The sequence below is a fragment of the Bacteroidota bacterium genome, assembly GCA_016213405.1.
GTDB lineage: Bacteria > Bacteroidota > Bacteroidia > Palsa-948 > Palsa-948 > Palsa-948.
This window is the reverse complement of the sequence record JACRAM010000077.1, coordinates 1-3,671: the sequence shown is the minus strand read 5'-3', so window position 1 is coordinate 3,671 and position 3,671 is coordinate 1. Positions and strand designations below refer to the sequence as shown.

4 protein-coding genes are annotated in these 3,671 nt (G+C 38.7%); all 4 read left to right on the top strand.

Features of this window, described 5'->3' with window-relative positions; translation table 11 throughout:
- Positions 1–534 precede the first annotated feature (534 nt).
- The 4 genes from HY841_09700 (at position 535) to HY841_09685 (ending at position 3,416) form a co-directional block, all read left to right on the top strand.
- Entirely contained in the window at positions 535–1,773 is a 1,239-nt protein-coding gene (locus tag HY841_09700; GenBank protein ID MBI4931024.1) for a hypothetical protein, read from the top strand.
- A gap of 23 nt (positions 1,774–1,796) precedes the next feature.
- Positions 1,797–2,303, top strand: a complete 507-nt coding sequence (locus HY841_09695) for a T9SS type A sorting domain-containing protein (GenBank protein ID MBI4931023.1) — start codon at positions 1,797–1,799, stop codon at positions 2,301–2,303.
- 35 nt (positions 2,304–2,338) lie between these two features.
- A complete protein-coding gene (locus tag HY841_09690) occupies positions 2,339–2,974 on the top strand; it encodes a hypothetical protein (GenBank protein ID MBI4931022.1) in 636 nt (211 codons plus the stop codon).
- 154 nt (positions 2,975–3,128) lie between these two features.
- Entirely contained in the window at positions 3,129–3,416 is a 288-nt protein-coding gene (locus tag HY841_09685; GenBank protein MBI4931021.1) for a hypothetical protein, read from the top strand.
- Positions 3,417–3,671: the final 255 nt, after the last annotated feature.

Genomic DNA, 3,671 nt, shown 5'->3' with positions numbered 1-3,671 from the left:
TAACAACGCATTTGCGTTATTGCCGCTACAATCTTGCATCGAGTTTTGTTTTTCATATCTTTGCTTTGTGTTTCGGCAGACAATTTTGCGCTTCGTAAATCGGCAACAACGCAATATGCGCGGAACGTTAGTGGCAACCCTTTAGCTTCGTGGACAGTGGCGTAGGAACTTGACACTTTTGAGCACTTAAAAACAAAAAAAGCGGGGGACAGTTTTGCAACGGCTGACAATCTCGCAGTAACTTGACAGCATTACAACTTAACACGGAGGACAAAAAAGAAAACAAAACCCACCCTTCGCATTTTTGAAAATTTATTTGCTCTCGCACAGTTGGCACATTTGCTTTTGCCCTTTTTATTTTTTTAATTGAATGGCAAAAGCAAAAGAGCCAACTTTTCCCTCCCGCAAAAAAAAATAATAAATCATTTGGAAATAAAACTATTGTTTATCTTTGACCCCGAATATCAATCATGCAGTCCATTCAATTTAATTAATAACCCGCCCTTTAAAACTTGGGGCACAAAATCAAACACGATGAAAAAAACAATTTTTACAATTCTCGCAGCGGTAATCTGTAGTGCTTTGCTCGCACAGGAAATACCGCTAAAAATTTCTTATCAGGGTAAACTACTGGAAAACGGCAGCCCTGTGAACGGAACAAAAAGTATTTTATTTACCATCGGTTCATGGAGTGAAACCAAAACTGTTACAGTAACAGATGGACTATATTCCGTAACTCTTGGTGACTTTACGCCTATCCCCGTAAGCACTTTTAATAACAGTTCAACGACTACCTTACAAATAACTGTTGCAGGCAGCCCGCTTAACCCGCAAACTGATATTCTTTCTGTTCCTTATTCTTACAAAGCGGAAAAATCTGTTGATGCAGAACAAATTGCAAGCAGGACGGTTTCAACAACTGCTCCTACTTCAGGGCAAGTTTTGAAATGGAATAGCACACAATGGGCACCAAGTACAGATAATACAGGCATCAGCAGTGAAACCGACCCACAAGTGGGTAGTAATACTCTAAACTATGCACCTTTGTGGGATGGCAGCGCACTTATTACCAGCCCTATCTATTCAGCTAATAGTAATGTGAGTATCGGAACTACAAGTACATCAAACGGTAAATTGAATATTTATGCTTCCAATACTACGGGACTTGATATACAAGCATATAATTATGGTATCACGGTTGAATCAACAAATAGCAGTGATGATGCAATTTATGCAAAGAACACATCAGGAGGAAGGGCTGGTTATTTTTTAGGGAATGTTCAGATACAAGGAACACTGTCCAAATCCAGCGGTTCATTTCTTATTGACCACCCTCTTGACCCCGAAAACAAATATCTATTTCATTCATTCGTTGAATCACCGGACATGATGAATGTTTACAACGGTAATATTACACTAAATAATAATGGAGATGCCATTGTTGAATTGCCTGAATGGTTTGATACACTTAATAAGGACTTTCGCTATCAACTAACCTGCATAGGAGGGTTTGCACCTATTTACATTGCAGAAAAAATATCTGACAATCAATTCAAAATTGCAGGCGGTACGCCCGGTCTGGAAGTTTCATGGCAAGTTACAGGAATACGGAAAGACCCCTATGCCGAACAGCATCGCATACAGGTTGAGGTTAAAAAAAGCGATAATGAAAAAGGACACTATCTGCATTACAAAGAATACAATCAGCCCATAGAGAAAAGTATTGAAGCGGTAAAAAATCCTGAAATATTACAAGAAGTAAAAAGTAAATAATCAGAACAAAAAATAAACATAAAATGAAATATATACAAATCATTGCTTTTCTGTTTTTCACGATACTTTTCGGAAACAGCAAAGCACAAACATACAGCCAGCCGGCAGAAGTTATCTCATCCGGTGGCGGAGAATCTACAGGGGGGAATTATTCCAATTTTGGAGTAATAGGCGAAACATTTGTAGATTATTCTGTTATTGGCGGAAATTACAATACATCCATTGGATTTCTTTATGCTTCTGATGCTGTTACAGGGATTGACGAAGAAAATTTTAATAATCAAATTATTAGAATTTTCCCCAACCCCACCCCCGGTAAATTCACTTTATCAATGGAACTAACCAAATCGGATGACTTTGAAATAAAACTGCTGAATGTAATCGGTCAGGTAATATATGAAGAAAACTTAGGCAGGGTTTTCGGCAAATACCAAAAAACAATTGAATTGAATGGTTATGCAAAAGGTGTCTATACCCTTGAATTGATAACAAAGGAAGGAATCTTAAATAATAAACTCATCATTCATTAAATCGTATTTCGGAAACCTGACCAAATTGCTAAACTATGAACTGCGATTGCTTTTGTGACTGCATAAACTGGCAGACATTCTGGACAGCTGTTGGGGCTATTGCTGCTACTGTGGGTCTTTATGGACTTTGGTACGGACAACGCCTTAAAACATGGAATGAATGTCAGAATATTTTTACTGACCCGGTTTTTTTAGTTGCTCGGACAATATTATTAAAGCTGATACCGGAAAATGATAATATGGAAATTGAATTGCCGGTTTTGAACAGGCGGAATTTGAAATCTCTGAGGGATGGATTCGGTATTACTGATTATAAAACCAATTATTCCAATGAGGAACGGAAAGAAATTCTTCAAACTATTGCATATTATTTATGCGGACAAATGGACAAGTTCTGTCATCTTGCCCCATCTGTTGGAGTATTACCGTTCACTGGTGAAGACAAAATGATAGCGGTCTGGTGGAACCCCATCGGAAAACTATGGTGGCTTCTTGAAGATGTTGTCCAACACGAACGGGATAGGTTACATTCGACAAAGAAATGGGATGAGTTTGAAAATATTGGAAAAAAATGCGCTAAGCGAATCGTTGAAATAGAACATGCAAAAATTGAAGAAGTTAGAAAATTCATTAATGAATCGTTGGGAATAAATGAAAAAGAAACAGATTAACTGACAAAAAAACGACTCAAACAAAAAAACTAATACTATATACAACCTTTTCCCGACTGCCCCGTATTCATCGGGGACTTTTTCGCATCTGGACAGAACTATTAACGGCAACTTTCGGCAGACAGCAGTCCCTTTCCCGACTATCTCGCATACCTTGACAACTTTTAACGGCATCTTTCGGCAGACAGCGTTTCCCGCCTTGACAACTTGCACCATCGGACAGCAAACAACAAACACCACCTTCCCGAATGGCACGCACATTTGCATTTGCTCCTTTTTATTTTTTATGGTTGATGAGCAAATGCAAAAGAGCGTGTCCATCCTGCGCACCGACAGAAATAAATTTTCAAAAATGCTCCACGCTCAACAAAAAAAAATAAAAACAAATCAGCAGACAGCGAACACTTCCGACACGACAGAAAAAAAGAAGGGCAGCCACTAACACGGGCTTAAAAGAAATGGCGGGGGACGAATAAATTTGTAGGTTTGTGCTTTCTATTTACTTTTGTGCGGGGCGACAGAGACGAGCGTTTTATCCGCCACTTCTTTAAGCCCGAAACCGTTACCGCCAATTGCAGCGGACAAAAAAAATTACGGACGCAAACAGACGCTTACGGACTTTTAGACGAGCTTACTAAATATTTTCGCGGGACAATTACTTTTCTTCTGACAGCTTTTCATTTGGTAATTTTTTTTA

What these genes read in the sequence shown, in the direction of transcription:
- HY841_09700 (MBI4931024.1), top strand. Translation starts at nt 535, where the DNA reads ATGAAAAAAACAATTTTTACAATTCTCGCAGCGGTAATCTGTAGTGCT.
- HY841_09695 (MBI4931023.1), top strand. Translation starts at nt 1,797, where the DNA reads ATGAAATATATACAAATCATTGCTTTTCTGTTTTTCACGATACTTTTC.
- HY841_09690 (MBI4931022.1), top strand. Translation starts at nt 2,339, where the DNA reads ATGAACTGCGATTGCTTTTGTGACTGCATAAACTGGCAGACATTCTGG.